General features: G+C 57.3%; 19 protein-coding genes and 3 tRNA genes. 12 read left to right on the top strand and 10 right to left on the bottom strand.

What is annotated here, in order from left to right:
• Window positions 1–57 precede the first annotated feature (57 nt).
• Complete coding sequence (locus tag GAL01_RS13040; protein ID WP_062029506.1) at window positions 58–651, bottom strand: hypothetical protein; 594 nt, start codon at window positions 649–651, stop codon at window positions 58–60.
• Between the two features lie 114 nt (window positions 652–765).
• On the opposite strand from GAL01_RS13040, the gene ispH reads away from it, so the two are divergent.
• The 4 genes from ispH (at window position 766) to GAL01_RS13020 (ending at window position 3364) form a co-directional block, all read left to right on the top strand.
• Window positions 766–1776 carry a 4-hydroxy-3-methylbut-2-enyl diphosphate reductase gene (gene ispH / locus GAL01_RS13035; protein WP_062029505.1) on the top strand — a complete coding sequence of 337 codons (1011 nt, stop codon included), beginning with the start codon at window positions 766–768 and terminating at the stop codon, window positions 1774–1776.
• Window positions 1777–1782: 6 nt separating this feature from the next.
• Window positions 1783–2733 carry a homoserine kinase gene (locus GAL01_RS13030; RefSeq protein ID WP_062029502.1) on the top strand — a complete coding sequence of 317 codons (951 nt, stop codon included), beginning with the start codon at window positions 1783–1785 and terminating at the stop codon, window positions 2731–2733.
• Window positions 2726–3178 (top strand): ribonuclease HI, encoded by a 453-nt coding sequence (gene rnhA, locus GAL01_RS13025; protein ID WP_062029501.1) that lies wholly within the window; start codon window positions 2726–2728, stop codon window positions 3176–3178. The genes GAL01_RS13030 and rnhA overlap by 8 nt, the downstream gene beginning before the upstream one ends.
• A gap of 110 nt (window positions 3179–3288) precedes the next feature.
• A tRNA-Asn gene (locus GAL01_RS13020) sits at window positions 3289–3364 on the top strand.
• A gap of 71 nt (window positions 3365–3435) precedes the next feature.
• On the opposite strand, the gene GAL01_RS13015 is transcribed toward GAL01_RS13020, so the two are convergent.
• On the bottom strand, window positions 3436–4662 hold the full coding sequence (locus tag GAL01_RS13015; RefSeq protein ID WP_062029498.1) for an MFS transporter: 1227 nt from the start codon (window positions 4660–4662) through the stop codon (window positions 3436–3438).
• 70 nt (window positions 4663–4732) lie between these two features.
• Here GAL01_RS13015 and gpt point away from each other — a divergent pair, with 70 nt between their 5' ends.
• From gpt to GAL01_RS13000, 3 genes are all read left to right on the top strand, one after another.
• Complete coding sequence (gene gpt / locus GAL01_RS13010) at window positions 4733–5239, top strand: xanthine phosphoribosyltransferase (RefSeq protein WP_062029496.1); 507 nt, start codon at window positions 4733–4735, stop codon at window positions 5237–5239.
• Between the two features lie 49 nt (window positions 5240–5288).
• Window positions 5289–5365: transfer RNA gene (locus tag GAL01_RS13005), tRNA-Pro, on the top strand.
• Between the two features lie 18 nt (window positions 5366–5383).
• Window positions 5384–5460, top strand: a tRNA-Arg gene (locus GAL01_RS13000).
• An 80-nt stretch (window positions 5461–5540) separates the two neighbouring features.
• Here GAL01_RS13000 and GAL01_RS12995 read toward each other — a convergent pair.
• The 8 genes from GAL01_RS12995 to GAL01_RS15530 all read right to left on the bottom strand — a co-directional run bounded on the left by GAL01_RS12995 (window position 5541) and on the right by GAL01_RS15530 (window position 10190).
• On the bottom strand, window positions 5541–6458 hold the full coding sequence (locus GAL01_RS12995; protein WP_145995648.1) for a site-specific integrase: 918 nt from the start codon (window positions 6456–6458) through the stop codon (window positions 5541–5543).
• Window positions 6459–6663: 205 nt separating this feature from the next.
• Complete coding sequence (locus GAL01_RS15535) at window positions 6664–6999, bottom strand: DNA-binding protein (protein ID WP_145995647.1); 336 nt, start codon at window positions 6997–6999, stop codon at window positions 6664–6666.
• Window positions 6990–7184, bottom strand: coding sequence for a hypothetical protein (locus tag GAL01_RS12990; protein ID WP_099253332.1), 195 nt, complete (start codon window positions 7182–7184; stop codon window positions 6990–6992). Before GAL01_RS12990 ends, GAL01_RS15535 begins: the two co-directional genes overlap by 10 nt.
• Before the next feature lie 94 nt (window positions 7185–7278).
• Window positions 7279–7833, bottom strand: coding sequence for a hypothetical protein (locus tag GAL01_RS12985; RefSeq protein WP_062029488.1), 555 nt, complete (start codon window positions 7831–7833; stop codon window positions 7279–7281).
• Window positions 7830–8141, bottom strand: a complete 312-nt coding sequence (locus GAL01_RS12980) for a hypothetical protein (RefSeq protein ID WP_062029485.1) — start codon at window positions 8139–8141, stop codon at window positions 7830–7832. Before GAL01_RS12980 ends, GAL01_RS12985 begins: the two co-directional genes overlap by 4 nt.
• The gene (locus GAL01_RS12975) at window positions 8141–8578 is read right to left on the bottom strand and encodes a hypothetical protein (RefSeq protein WP_062029483.1); all 438 of its coding nucleotides are present in this window, start codon (window positions 8576–8578) and stop codon (window positions 8141–8143) included. Before GAL01_RS12975 ends, GAL01_RS12980 begins: the two co-directional genes overlap by 1 nt.
• Window positions 8579–8655: 77 nt before the next feature.
• Complete coding sequence (locus GAL01_RS12970) at window positions 8656–9489, bottom strand: hypothetical protein (protein WP_099253330.1); 834 nt, start codon at window positions 9487–9489, stop codon at window positions 8656–8658.
• Window positions 9486–10190, bottom strand: coding sequence for a LexA family protein (locus tag GAL01_RS15530; protein ID WP_169926429.1), 705 nt, complete (start codon window positions 10188–10190; stop codon window positions 9486–9488). Before GAL01_RS15530 ends, GAL01_RS12970 begins: the two co-directional genes overlap by 4 nt.
• A gap of 284 nt (window positions 10191–10474) precedes the next feature.
• Between GAL01_RS15530 and GAL01_RS12965 the strand changes: the two genes are divergently transcribed.
• Genes GAL01_RS12965 through GAL01_RS12945 form a run of 5 tightly spaced genes read left to right on the top strand, consistent with a single transcriptional unit; the run spans window position 10475 to window position 13667 of the window.
• The gene (locus GAL01_RS12965) at window positions 10475–11023 is read left to right on the top strand and encodes a hypothetical protein (protein WP_062029480.1); all 549 of its coding nucleotides are present in this window, start codon (window positions 10475–10477) and stop codon (window positions 11021–11023) included.
• Window positions 11020–11466, top strand: a complete 447-nt coding sequence (locus tag GAL01_RS12960; RefSeq protein WP_062029478.1) for a hypothetical protein — start codon at window positions 11020–11022, stop codon at window positions 11464–11466. Before GAL01_RS12965 ends, GAL01_RS12960 begins: the two co-directional genes overlap by 4 nt.
• On the top strand, window positions 11466–11699 hold the full coding sequence (locus GAL01_RS12955; RefSeq protein ID WP_062029475.1) for a helix-turn-helix domain-containing protein: 234 nt from the start codon (window positions 11466–11468) through the stop codon (window positions 11697–11699). The genes GAL01_RS12960 and GAL01_RS12955 overlap by 1 nt, the downstream gene beginning before the upstream one ends.
• A complete protein-coding gene (locus GAL01_RS12950) occupies window positions 11692–12129 on the top strand; it encodes a hypothetical protein (RefSeq protein ID WP_062029473.1) in 438 nt (145 codons plus the stop codon). The genes GAL01_RS12955 and GAL01_RS12950 overlap by 8 nt, the downstream gene beginning before the upstream one ends.
• Window positions 12126–13667 (top strand): DnaB-like helicase C-terminal domain-containing protein, encoded by a 1542-nt coding sequence (locus tag GAL01_RS12945; RefSeq protein ID WP_062029471.1) that lies wholly within the window; start codon window positions 12126–12128, stop codon window positions 13665–13667. Before GAL01_RS12950 ends, GAL01_RS12945 begins: the two co-directional genes overlap by 4 nt.
• The last annotated feature ends 32 nt before the right edge of the window (window positions 13668–13699 follow it).

Raw genomic sequence — 13699 nt, 5'->3', positions numbered from 1 at the left:
TGTGCCTGCATGCCGGGGCTAAGGCCTCAGCCCCGGCATATTTTTCCTGACGTAATTTTACTGTGTGTGGCTGTGGAAAGCGACCGGGGCCAGATGTTCGCGATTATAGCCCAGTTCGCCGTGTGTCAGCTGATACCCGATCTCGAGCGTATAAGGATTTTCCTGCGCCATGTTGTCGGTGGCGGGAAGGTCAATCAGGCGAAGGTCCGTGCGGACAGACTGTGTGCTGACATTGGGCGGGAAGCGGAAGGTGTCCGTGAAGACTTTCTTGTCCACAATCTTGCCGTCCCGCATGATGACAATGAAATATGGCACGTCGATCATACCGCTGGTCGCCGCCGGGCCCCGGGTCAGGTTCATGGCAAGGCTCAGACGTGTGCGCACCGTCTGGTGGCCGTGCGGTCCTTCTGGGCCCCGCTCGCAGTCTCCGGACAGGGAGGTGATCTGCGCATGGCTGACGAGGCTTCCGATATCCGCGCTCTTGCCGTCATAGACGAACTGGTCCGCTGCAGATCCCGGGATATCGAGGGCCGGACAGGCAGGTGCGAAGAAACTCTGGTTGGATTCGTCGCAGCCGGCCAGACTCGAAAGGGCCAGGAGGGCGAAAGCCGGAGCAAACAGGGGCGAGGCGAAGCGCCGGATGGCTGGCATCAGCTGAAGAAACTCCTACAAAGAGGCTCGGCAAAGAGGCCCGGACGTTGCGACGAGCGGCAATCCGGTCGATACTGGTCCTACATATCGAACTCCGCCCGCTTGGGGAACACCATGTCAGAACAGACGACTTTCGCTCCTGCCCGCACCGATGGTGTGGACGCTCCTCCAACCCTCCGCGTTTTGCTCGCCGGTCCGCGGGGATTCTGTGCCGGTGTGGACCGCGCCATCCGTGTTGTGGAAGAGGCCCTTCGCCGTTATGGCGCTCCGGTCTATGTCCGTCACGAGATCGTCCATAACCGGACGGTCGTTGAAGGACTTGAAGCCAAGGGTGCCATTTTCGTCGAGGAACTGGACGAGGTCCCCGAAGACGGACATGTCGTTTTCTCGGCGCATGGCGTTCCCAAGGCCGTTCCAGCAGAAGCCCAGCGCCGTAACCTGCTTTATCTGGATGCGACGTGCCCGCTGGTCTCGAAGGTGCATCGTGAGGCCGAACGTCACTTCGCGGGCGGTGGCCCGGACCAGCTCCACATCCTCATGATCGGCCATGCGGGCCATCCGGAAGTGGTCGGCACGATGGGACAGCTTCCGCCGGGTGCCGTCACGCTCATCAATGATGCGGAAGAAGCCCGCACGATCCAGCCGGAAGACCCTGCGAAGCTGGCTTTCATCACGCAGACCACATTGTCGGTCGATGATACGGCCGAGATCGTGGACATCCTGCGCTCACGCTTCCCGCTCATCGAAGGGCCGAAGCGTGAAGACATCTGCTATGCGACGACCAACCGTCAGGAAGCGGTGAAGGCGATTGCCCCCGAGAGCGATCTGGTGATCGTGATCGGCTCGCCCAACTCGTCCAACTCGCAGCGCCTGCGGGAAGTGGCCGAGCGGTCTGGCGCGCGCCGTGCGCTTCTGGTGCCGAAGCTCGAGAATCTGGACTGGAGCGTCCTTGAAGGCGTGGAAACGCTGGGCATCAGTGCCGGTGCGTCCGCTCCCGAGAGCCTCGTGCAGGAAATGGTGACGGCTCTGGCCGAAAAATACACGCTCAAGATCGAAGAGCGGATCGTCAAGGAAGAGAACATCAATTTCCGCCTGCCCGGCCCGCTGGCTGGCGAGGAAGACTGATTTCTCATGGCCGTCTATACGGAACTGGCGGCCGAGACGCTTGAGGCGTTTCTTGGCACTTACGCGATCGGCAATTTGGTCTCGTTTCATGGCATCGCCGAGGGTGTCGAAAACAGTAATTTCCTCCTCCGCACGACAGAGGGGGATTTTATTCTCACGCTGTTCGAGCGTCGGGTGAATGCCAGCGAGCTTCCGTGGTTTCTGGGGCTCATGCAGCATCTGGCGGGCAGGGGGCTGAATTGCCCGCTTCCCGTATCGGACCGGAGTGGAACGGCGCTGCGGACTCTCGCAGACCGTCCGGCTGCCATCACGACTTTTCTTCCCGGTGTGTCTGCAACCCAGCTCGATGCAGGGCTGTGTCTGGAACTCGGCAAGGCGCTGGCCCGGCTGCATATTGCTGGTGAAGGATATAGTGCTGTTCGTCCGAATGCGCTGTCTCCGGCGGCATGGGGGCCGCTGCTTGAAAGCTGTGGTGAGAGTGGAGACGCATTATTCCCCGGTCTGACGGCTGAAGTCCGGGGCGCGCTTCAGCGGATCGAAGCGGCATGGCCGCTACCGGATGAGCTGCCGCGTGGGCAGATCCATGCGGATCTGTTTCCGGATAATGTTTTCTTCCAGAACGGGCAGGTTTCGGGTCTGATCGACTTCTATTTCGCCTGTACGGATTTTCTGGCTTACGATCTGGCGATCTGCCTGAATGCCTGGTGCTTCCGTGACGAAAAGACGTTCGCACCGTTATTTGCTGTGACCATTCTCCAGGGCTATGAGAGCGTTCGTCCGTTGACCGAGGCGGAGAAATCGGCGCTTCCCCTCCTGTGTCAGGGGGCTTCGATCCGCTTTCTGCTGACGCGCCTGTATGACTGGATCAACACCCCCGCCAATGCGCTTGTAACCCGCAAGGACCCGCTGGCTTATCTGGTGCGCCTGCGCCATTTTGCAGGTGTTTCCCATGTCTGAGGCCTCTGCGGAGCGGCCTCAGGTGGAAATCTGGACGGATGGCGGGTGCAAACCCAATCCCGGCCCTGGTGGCTGGGGCGCACTTCTGGTCTTCCGTGGTCAGGAAAAAGAGCTTCTGGGTGGTGATCCGGAGACGACCAACAACCGTATGGAAATGACCGCCGCAGCCGAGGCGCTGGAGGCGCTCAAACGTCCCTGTATCGTAACGCTGCATACGGACAGCGAATATCTGCGGAATGGGATTACCCGTTGGCATACGGGCTGGGTGCGACGGAAATGGCGGAATGCGGCAGGGGACCCTGTCGCCAATATGGATCTCTGGCAGCGTATTCTGGAAGCCGCGAAGCCGCACGAGATTGAATGGCTCTGGGTCAAAGGGCATTCGGGCGACGAAAACAACGAACGCGTGGATCAGCTTGCAACGCGGGGGCGTGAAGAGCTCTGAAAAATGACGGTTTTTCTCAGGTCTTTGAAGAAAAACGAAAAAATCTCCAAAAAAAGTTCATTTAGGGGCTTTACCGACCCCGGCCATTTGGCTACATACCACCTCGCCGGTCCCGAATAGCTCAGTTGGTAGAGCAAGCGACTGTTAATCGCTGGGTCGTAGGTTCGAGTCCTACTTCGGGAGCCAGCCTTTCTTTTGAAAAGCTGCTTCGGCCGCAATAAAAAGCTCCCTTTCGGGAGCTTTTTGCGTTTCAGGCCTTACTGTTCCTCCGGGAAGACGTCTTCCAGGCGATCCAGCGCCCATAGTCGCGGGAAAAGCCGCGCCCAGGCGGCCGCCACCAGAATGGTGCCGACCCCGCCCGCGATCACGGCGGCTTCCGGTCCGATTGCCGTTCCGAGCATCCCGCTCTCAAATTCGCCAAGCTGGTTGCTGGATCCGATGAACAGCGTGTTCACGGCTGAAACACGTCCACGCATTGAATCCGGCGTTGCAAGCTGGATCAGCGAGGAACGGATTACGACGCTGATAACGTCGGAGGCGCCGAGGATCATCAGTGCGACAATCGAGAGCCAGACCGTGTGGGATACTCCGAAAACAATCGTTGCCACCCCGAACACGACGACCGACACGAACATCACAAGGCCCGCACGGCCTTTGAGAGGGTAGCGGGACAGACCCCAGGACATCATCAGCGCGCCAATCGCCGGAGCCGCGCGCAGCAGGCCCAGCCCAACCGGCCCGACATGCAGAATTCCGTCCGCATAAACCGGAAGCATGGCTGTAGCGCCCCCCAGAAGCACGGCGAACAGATCAAGCGTAATAGCGCCCAGCAGGTCACGGCGCCTGTTGAGAAAGGAGAGCCCCGCAAAAACCGAGGCGAATGTGACTGGCTCTTTGGGTGGGACGGTGTGCACCAGCTTCAGGGACAATGTTCCTGAGAAAGCCACCGCGAACCCGACGGTCGAGAGGCCGTAACAGACGACCGGCCCGATACCGTAAAGCAGGCCGCCAAGGCTGGGGCCGACGATGGATGCTGTCATGAAGAGCGAGGAGAGCAGCGCCTGCGCGCGGGGCAGAAGAGATGGAGGTGCGATGGCAGGCAGAAATGCCTGCTGGCAGGGCATTTCAAAGCTGCGCAGAACGCCATAGAAGGCTGCGAACGCATAGATGCCCCCTGTTGTCAGGACGTGGCATGTGGCGGCAACGGCGAGGGCAGCCGTAGAAAGAATTTCGCAGATCTGACAGATGAGGACGATGGTGCGCCGGTTGAAACGGTCCGCGACGTGCCCCGCGACAAATGTCAGGGGGATCATGGGCAGGAACTGTGCCAGCCCCAGATAGCCCAGAGAGGCAACGTCATGCGTCAGCGCATAGATCTGCCATCCAATGGCGATCGTCATGGTGGTCGCGGAAAGCTGTGAGAAAATTCTTCCGACGATAAGTGCTGGAAGGCCGGGAAGGGTGCGCAGGGCTGGATCGATCATTGCGGCACTTTAGGCACTTCCGTCTCTCAAGTTTATTGCAAAATTGCGAGACGGAAGGCAGAGGAAGATCATGACAGCCAATCAGACTCCCCAAACCGTTCATTATGCGACCGTCACCTGGGATCAGCTCCATCGTGATGCGCGCCTTCTGGCCTCAACCCTCATGCAGAAACATGGGCCTTTCCGTGGAATCGTTGCCATTACCCGTGGCGGCCTGATCCCCGCTGCCATTCTTGGCCGCGAAATGGGCTGCCGCCTGATCGAGAGTGTTTCAGTTATCAGTTATGCGGGCGAAGAAGGCACGCAGCACGAGCCGAAGGTCGTCAAACCGCCTGTTGCCGCAGGGGATGGCGATGGCTTCCTGATTGTGGACGATCTCGTGGATTCGGGTGTTACGGCCCGCATTGTGCGCGAACTGCTTCCAAAGGCAGTCTTTGCCTGCCTCTACGCAAAGCCGGAAGGCAAGCCCTTCACGGACCACTATGTCACCGAAGTCGCGCAGGACACATGGGTCCTGTTTCCGTGGGATACTGCGCCGCTTTTCGTACCGCCGCTTGTACGAAGCGAAGGCGAATAAAAAAACCCTCTTGCCTCGACCGGCCAGACATCCTAGGTTCCGGCCGGTTCGGGGCGTGGCGCAGCCTGGTAGCGCGCTTGTTTTGGGTACAAGAGGCCCCCGGTTCGAGTCCGGGCGCCCCGACCAGTTAATGGCCTCATTGATGCGCCCTTAGCTCAGATGGATAGAGCAACAGCCTTCTAAGCTGTGGGTCGATGGTTCGAATCCATCAGGGCGCGCCAAAAACCGCCATTTTCGCGCCCCTCTGGTTTGCAAAGTTTGCAGATGGTTTGCAATGGCTATGGGTAGGTTCTCAAACCGTTCACATCAGCCTGCCACGACTGGCCGCGATCGAGACGATTTTCGACGTTTCGCGGCTCTGATGTCGCTCCCATGTTTCCATTCCAGCAAGCGCAACCTCTGTGCGACGTGGCAAGTAAGTGTCGATGATGCGCTGGCAGTAGTCGATCGCATGTCCCGAAATCGCCGCGATCTGTGGTGTCGTTGCACCGGCTTCTGCCAGTCGGACAATTCCTGTTCTTCTCAAGTCGCGGCGCTGCCGGTGACTGGCTTCCAGTTCCGATATGATCTGCGCCCGCGTGGCACCGCCACGCAGCAGCTGGCGAGCATATGCTCGTCCGAGGCGGCGCATGACCTCATCCCATGCTCGGGCAAAATTCCGGTGTGCCCAGACCTTTCCGGTGGGGCTGGGTACCAGGAGCGCAGCCGCTGGTTTTCCAATCCTGGCAGATACTATGGCATCAGCTTGCTGCTGTCCGGCGGTGATCTCGTCCAGTCGTCTTCTCAGGTGTGGTTCAAGCCGGGCATGCACGGGAACGTCTATCAAGGCGCCAGTCTTTTCTTGGCGCAAGGCGATAAACATGCGGCCACTCCGGATCGAGATCCTGTCCGCATCCATGGTCAAGACATCGCCTGGGCGCTGTACTGTGTAAAGGAGAAGCAGATAGGCCATCTGAAGCGATGGTCTGGCGCGTTCCAGGAATGCATCTTCCATTTCATAGCTCCAGATTTCGCTGCGCTTGGTCGTATGCTGTCTCTTGAAGCGTTCGGCGGGGTTACTGTCGATCAGGCCGACGTCTTTAGCGCGGCCGAGGATCTTCTGAAGAAGGGAGAGGATCTGATCTGCCTTTCTAGGTGTCTGGCTCAAGCGCTCACGAATAGCCAAAACGTCCTGTCGGCTGATAGCGCGGGCAGGGTGCACGCCCCAGTCTTCACGCATCCGATCAAGGTATCCTCGATACAAGTTTCGCGTTCTGGGGGAGAGGGCCCGATATTCCTCCGAAGCCAGATAATCGACGATCAATGCTCCAATGGTGCCCGGATTCAGTCCGGCTGCCTGCAATGGAGAGAGATTTTCGAGGGAGGCAAGCGCTGCCTCCCGGTCATGACCCAGAAACTTCCGAGTCTGTCGGTCATAGAAATATTCAATGATGCTGCCGTCGGCGCGCTTCTTGCGGACGACGTTCAGCCCTGTTCTGCGTGAGCGTGGCACTCATATTCTCCGCCAGAGAGTGGGTTAGGCCGGGCTGCGCAGGAAAGGCGGCGCTGGTTGCAGCCGGCGTCGCCACCCCGATCCCTGAATCCCGGTCGGCATAGAGGTCGAGCAACTTGCGGTCCCACGTCAAGCGGCCGCCACCTGGGCCACGGACCCGAGGCTGTGGCCAGATCCCGAGTTTTACTTCTTGATTGAAAACGTGAACGCCGATGCCGACATAGGCTGCTGCTTGCTCGCGGTTCAGGAAGCGAGGTTCTATGTCCATCCCCGTTCCTCCACGTCTATGGCTCGCTTTCTGGCTGCAACGTCACGGATCTCACGGACGAACGGCTTTCCAGGACGCTCGCGGAATTCGTAGTCCGGCGCGGACAGCCCGGCATGATGGGACTGGACTTCGTGCCAGCGGCCATCGTTCAGACCGAGATGATTGGTCGGGTCTTTCTGGCTCATCACCACGTAATCCTCTGTGCCCAATCGTCGAAATTTTCGTCGTGGTTTGCGTCCGGCTCTCGAAAGAAACGCCAGAGTTTCTTGAAAAATTTCTTCACGACAGATCCTCCGTGAAAGAGCTGAAGGACGTCGGGTGCCATTCGACTTTCCCTTCCACGATCATGGCGCGCAGATCTTCAAGCTTCGCGCGTCTGACGCACTTTTCCGGCCCGATATCTGCGGGAACGAGTTCCAGCAGCGTGTGCCTGGGAACGTGTGCCAGGACATCATCAGTCGCCATGTTCGGCAGGTAGGTGTCGGCATTGACGATCGCGCCTATCAGCTCGCCGACCTGATAGGATTCTGCTGGGCGGCCAGCGCTTGTGCGCTTGTACGGAGGAATGATTTGCGTGAGCCGCTGGATCGTCTCGATCGCGATATCCTCGACATCGACCTGTTCCATGCGCCGGAATCCGCCGTCGCCGTCCCGGCCGGTGATGCGGTCCAGTATGACCTTGTAGTCATATTTTCCGCCGATCAGCAGGATCACCAGAGAGATCATGATCTCTTCGGTTGTTCGCGGCCCTTCCAGCAACGCTGTATCAAGCGCATGCTTCATCTTTCGGGCCAAAACGTCCTGGCCGGCCTTTGTGATCAGGATCTTGCTCACGGTGCGGCCTTTCGGGCTGCGTTCTGCCTGACGCGCTCCAGAAGAGCGCTGCCGAACACGGTCATGTCGATCAGGATTTCGCCTGCCATGTTCGGGCTGCCGACGGACGCGACCAGTCGACCGGAAAAGAAGATGTCCTGCGGACAGAGCGTGTCCCGCGACCGTGTCCTGGCGACCTTTTCAGCATCTGAATAGGCCGCGCAATCCACGCGATCCTTGCCGCTCGGATGCGTTCCGGTGACGCAGACGGTGAAGAAAGGATAAGGCCTTCCGCCACGGTTTGGTGCGAGTTTTCTGGCGTTGTTCATTATGCGCGCCCCTGAGCAGGAGGGACGACAGCTCGCAGGCCATCGACTATCTTCCAGCACCAGTCATGCAGGCGGGCTCGGTCGATTTCTTCGATTGCCGACGTGGTAACTGGACGGCAGTCGAGCGTCTTTTCCGGGATGCCAGGAACGGGGTCTCGGATCAGGTTCGCGGACAGAAGTTCGTCCAGCTGTTCGCCAATGCGGAAGGCATTGTCGGACCAGATCCGGGCATCATCGTAGTCGCGATAACCGTCACAGATGCCAGCCTGATTATGGCAGCCCTGCATGTTGACGAAGAGTTCGCGTGCCTTGGCGTGAACGCGGGGATTGATCTCTGTGAGGAGCTGCTCAAAGCCGCTGCGTGTCTGTGGAACGGGTCTGTCAAACAGTGCTGGGCGCGGAACGGGACGGCCTGTGTGGGCTTGAATGTGCGACACGGAAACTCTCCATCGCGGGTGGCAATGGAGAGACTTTGCGCAAAAATGCTAATTTAGATCAAGCGCAAAAATGCGCATCAAGGGATTTCGCGTTGCAATCTCATTTTGATTAAAGGATCTGGATTTCCATAGGTGACTTCGTGATGTCCATTGGAAGAGAAGATAGCCACCGCAGTGCCATTTGGTTGAATTGCGATTGCGATATAACGGTCGCGAGAGTCGTGAGGCTGGCTAAGGAACGCGAAACTGCCCTGATTTCCCGCTTGGAATGCACTGCCGAAATCTTCTTCTGCCAACTTGAATACATCAGAATAAACAGGCTCTGGGAACGCTTTCCTCAAGATTGGATTGATAGCCTTAGAATGAAACGCTTCTTTAAGACGCATACCAGCGACAAAGGCCGCGTAATCCCCGCCCGGAGGTGTTGACGGGCCTGATAAGCTATTGTCCCTGCCTTGTGTCAGGATATGAACAAGACCATCGCGAATGTGAAATGTAGTGGCAGAGCTGCCGTCGTCCTTTTGAATCGTTGCAACAGCATCTCCCCCTATAACAGACCAGGCGCCGTCAAGATGGTCGCCAATCCCCTGGCCAATAAGCGCGCTTGGGATAAAAGCATCTCCCGTAACATCGAATGCCCGGTATTGAGGTGCAGATGCCGAGCCATCATCTTGGTCGACAGTGATTACATAAGTCTTGCCGTCGCCCTCAATTATCTTAAAGATTTTTGAAGAGAACGAATAATCATCGGGCGTGAATGCATGTCCATTAAATGTGTATGCGAACCCTTGGTTGTAATTTCCGTAAACACCAAAAGTTTTTCCATTTATATGAACTTTGGAAAGATCATCAGAATAAGCTACTATTGGCATCATTAAAAATGCACATGCAATTAACGACTTTATCATCATTCCCTGCGTATGCTTTGAATTACCATTCCAGATATTCTGTACTCCTCGTTGCATCCGTGATCCGGAAACGGATTTACTCCAGATGGAGGAATGACTATGGCCTGTGAGAATTCAGGGTTTGTACTCCTGGGCCACAAAACAACGCGCCCGTCATCTTTAATCTCTATTTCTTTCAGGGTCGCTTCTTCGAGGCCATTTTCCTGCCGTATGGCAATCACCTTGTCTCCAGTTTTCGGCGGCCGCGCAATATCGCAGTATGAAATTGCAATAACGATGGTTCCGGACGGATATAAGAGGTCCATAGAGTCTCCCTGAACTCTAAAAGCCCATCGTTTTATGCCGGGATATCTATCATCTGGGGTAATTGATATATATTCGGAATAGCCTTCCTGTGAGAACATGTCGCCAGATTGCCAAACTCCAGCTTGTATTTTTCCAACCATGGGCACTAATTCACACGAGTTGGAAGGCACTAAGCGAACATCTTGATGTCCTGAAGCGCCAAATTCTTTTTCTAAGCGTGCCATCGTGGTCGCGCTAAGACTATGACTGGCACTTCCGTCATTCATGAAGCGCACAATAGTACTCGGTGCAACGCCGACACTACGAGCGATATCAGAGAAGGATTTTCCAGTTCGATCTCTGATAGCTCGAATGTAAGCCTGCTGGCTGGACCGGACAGAATCATTAACGCTGCTCATATGCGCATTTTCGCACATCGTGAGATTGAAATCCCTGCGCAAAATTGCGCTTGTTATGTTTGCATTATTGCGCATAATGGACGTATGAAAAATCTTCCGTCTCCTGCTGATATCGAAAGCGATGCCCGCGAAAGGGGCATTGCGATTGGTGATCTGTGTCGGAGGGCTCAGGTAGCTCGAAGCACTTTCACTCGCTGGAAAGCCGGAGAAACTTCTCCGACACTCGCGGTGGTTGGGCGCCTAATCCAAGCGTTGCAGGAGTGCGGTGAAGTGGAGAAAGCAGCATGAAAATCATCCATGCGGTCATCCGTAAACTGCGTCTGCGCGCCCGTCACCCGGATGGTGTCCGGAGTAAGGCATTCCAAGGCAATCAGTATGAGGACGACTATCGGCAGGTTCTGAAATCACTCTCAGAAATCCAGACTGGCAGCTCGGGGTCAGTTGTCTGTTTGATCTCGACCGTTCTGTATCTGCGTACCTGGCGCAAGATTGAACGCGAAAAGATGCGCCATGATCGGAATGTCACGGCGGTAAAGATCGCGTTCTCCCAGGACAAGTTCAAGCTGACCTCGTCCTGGCAGATGCGGGATCTGATTTACGACCTGAATGATGTTTTACATCCCGTCGTATTTCAGCTCTTCATCAGAAGTATCTTTCGGCATTTTTACAAATTTCTTCACTTTCTCAAGCGCCTGTTCAAGCTTGCGAACGCGATCTTCCAGTTCTTCAATTTTCTGTTTCAAGAATCGTCTCCTGTTGGTTGTGGAAAACGCAGGATGGACGATAGCGGCCGGGGTGAACATTCCTCGGCCGCGACTGGTGGTGACGTATGAATACTGTCGCGTCGATCAAAACGGCCACGCAGGCCGCAATCAACCGGATCGGCAGCATTGACGCGGCGGCATCTGTTGTTCGCGTCGGCCGTTCGCAGCTCTCGGAATATCAGAGCCGCAACTATCCGGCCGTCGTGCCTGTGGATGTCGCGATTGTCCTGGATGAGTTTGCCCAAGAGCCGCTGATCCTCGGCGCGATGGCCCATGCGGCAGGCTACACGCTGACCCCGCTCCACCTGGGTCATGGTGACGTGGCGGAGATCATGGAAGGTGTTGCCTGCAATGCTGGCCTGACCATGGCCACGACGATCCGTGTTCTGGCGGATGGCATCATCATGCCTGATGAAGCGGCCGACCTTTCGCGGGATCTGGCAAAGCTCCAGCGGGTTGTGACCCATGCGCTCCAGGTCGTGCATGCCAAGGCGCAGGGAGTGTCCCACTGATGGCGCGCCCGTCACTCGACTATGAACGGATCGCGCCTGCTGTCCGCAAGCTCCATGCAGGCGGATCTTCCGTCAAGGCGATCGCGGCTCATGTCGGCGTTTCGCCTCGCAGCGTTTCGTCTCTGATCAGCCGGCTAGATCTTCCGCGCCGTCGTGCCGTGAGTGCGTCGCGTTCCGGCGAGCGTCGCCGTCCGCTGCCAGCCGGCGCGTGCCTGGAGATCGTGCGTGTCTGATCTGCTCGATCCTTTCCAGTTTTTGTCAGAATTGAATAAAGATATCGCGGCAGCCGGTGGCCAGAGCCGGTACGCGGAACAGCGCGGCGTGTCGCATACGACCGTCTCGCATGTCCGTCATTCCCGGCGCGATCCCTCTAAGGAATTTCTGGCCGCAATCGGTTTTGACCGTTTCCCGAGATATCGCCCGCTGCGTGGCGGCATCCATGCGCCGCTACTCACGAGCATGCAGTTTTTTACGGAAGTGAATAATCAGATCCGCCAGTCAGGCGGTCTGACGTCCTTCTGTGCCCGTCATCGCCTGCCGATTGGCAGCGTCTCCAATTACCTGAACGACAACCGTCGCGCCTCGGACGCTCTGGTCCAGGCTGTGGGATATGCGCGTCTGACGCGCTTCCGCCGACGTGTTGTCGGGAGTGTTTCCGCGTGAATATTCATAAACCCGTTGATCCCGGCCTGTTCGGTGGCGCTTTGCGCTCGGTGCCGCAGAACATTGCTGCTGAGCATGGGCTTCTCGGTTGCATCCTGGTGGACTCCAAGAAGGTGCTCGAAACCGTTGAAGAGATCCTGCATCCGGACCATTTCGCAGATCCGGTCAATGGACAGATCTATGAGAAGGCCCTTCTCATTTACAACGAAAGCCGCAACGTCGATCCCCTGACAATCATCCGGCATTTCGAGCACCCGGATGAGCTGGTCTGGGGCAAGACAAACCCGAAAGAGTATTTCGCCAAGCTGCTGACGGCTTATGCCAGTCCCAGAATGGCATTCGACTATGCGCGTGAGATCCGCGATGCCGCGATGCGTCGCCGGCTGATGGCGCTGTGTCAGCGGACAGCGGATCTCTGTTGCCGGCCGGAAGATGAACGGGCCGAGGACATTGTTGAGGGCCATGAAGCAAGGCTGCTCAGTATCGCCATGGGTATGTCGGAAAGCCAGCCGAACGTCTCTCTGTTTGACGCCGGCTGCGAGGCTATTCTTTCGGCTCGTGAAGCGCTGGAGCGTGGTGGTGGCCTGGCTGGATTGTCCTGGGGTTACAAGTCGCTTGATCGTCTCACGGGCGGCCTGACGAATGGCAATCTCTATATCTTGGGTGCTCGTCCAGCTGTCGGCAAGACATCTCTCGGTCTGGGAATTGCGCTCCCATTGGCGGCCTCTGGAAAGCGAGGGCTGTTCTGGTCTGGCGAGATGTTGGCCAAGCAAGTAGCAGGCCGCGCGGCATCGGCGCGGACGGGACTAAACCTGCGGTCGATCTTCAATGGCCTTCGGTGGGATATCGGTCCCGATGTGGAAACAGGCAGCCAGCCGCCACTGGAAGACTGGCAATGGAAAGAATACGAGAACGCCGTCGATGAATTCTTCCATATCCAGCTAGAAATCGACACACGTCCTGGACTGACGATCTCACAGCTTCGGTCCCGTGCGCGCCGTATGAAGCGCTCAAAGCGCGGCCTCGATTTCATCGTTTTGGATTACTTCCAGCTGATGCGCGGATCTGCTGCGGTTCGCGGGCGTGGTCGATACGAAGAAACCACGGAAATCAGCAATGAACTCAAGACGCTGGCGAAAGAGCTGGATGTTCCGATGATCGTGCTCGCTCAGCTGAACCGGAAATCGGAAGACAAGGAAGACAAGACGCCAGAGTCTGATCACCTCCGGGATACCGGCGCCCTGGAACAGGACGCGGACGTAATCTGCCTGATCCACCGAAGGCATCTCCATCTGAAGAAACAGCTCGCCAGTCTGGCCAAGCGAGACCGGGAGACAGAGGATCAGTTCAATGATCGCAGCCTGGAGCTGGAGGAACAGGTCCGTCAGCAGGAAGGGCGCGGCATGCTCCTGGTAGCCAAAAACCGACATGGCCCAACGGGTGTCTGTCCGGTCTGGTATGACGATTTCACCACTTGGTTCAGGGATGCCGGAGAAGATCCTCGCGCGCGTGCTTGGACCGTGCAGCGCGGAGCATAGGTCATGGCGCGTCGCGAGCGGCCGGGGAAGCA

This window comes from Gluconobacter albidus (genome assembly GCF_002723915.1).
Lineage (GTDB): Bacteria > Pseudomonadota > Alphaproteobacteria > Acetobacterales > Acetobacteraceae > Gluconobacter > Gluconobacter albidus.
The sequence above is the reverse complement of the archived record's forward strand: the minus strand, read 5'-3'. Positions and strand labels throughout refer to the sequence as shown.